General features: G+C 80.9%; 1 pseudogene. It reads right to left on the reverse strand.

Going from position 1 to position 555, the window contains the following annotated elements:
• Positions 1 to 555 (reverse strand): annotated as a pseudogene (locus F0Q45_RS29815) (PE family protein); the annotation flags it as partial.

A 555-nucleotide genomic window follows, 5' to 3' on the forward strand; every position in this document is an offset into this window, starting at 1 on the left:
GCCGGCGCCGCCATCACCCCCATCACCGCCATCCCCGCCATCCCCGCCGCCGCCCGCGGCGCCTTGGACGGCGAGGCTGCCGAAGGTCGGCGCGCCGCCATCACCGCCGGCACCGCCGGATGCGCCGGTGCCTCCGAGGCCGCCACCACCGCCCAGGCCGCCATCACCGCCCAGGCCGCCGGTGCCGAACAGGAGCCCGGCGCGCCCGCCGGCGCCGCCAGCACCGCCAGCCCCGCCAACACCGCCAAGTCCGCCCGTGCCGCCCAGGCCGCCGGTGCCGCCGGGGCCGCCGGTGCCCTGCGGGGGAGTTCCGAATCCGCCGCCAACGGAGGGCTCCCCGCCGCTGCCGCCGTTGCCCGCAGCACCCCCGGATGCTCCGGGCGCTCCGGCTCCAGCACCACCGCCAGCCCCACCAGCCCCGCCGGCGCCGCCATCACCGGCCAAAAGCCCACCCCGACCGCCCGCCCCACCCGACCCGCCGGCCCCACCGGCCCCACCGGCCGCGCCGGTACCCCCAATACCGCCGCTACCGCCCGCACCACCTTGACCCGGACC

This window comes from Mycobacterium simiae (genome assembly GCF_008370645.1).
Lineage (GTDB): Bacteria > Actinomycetota > Actinomycetes > Mycobacteriales > Mycobacteriaceae > Mycobacterium > Mycobacterium simiae_A.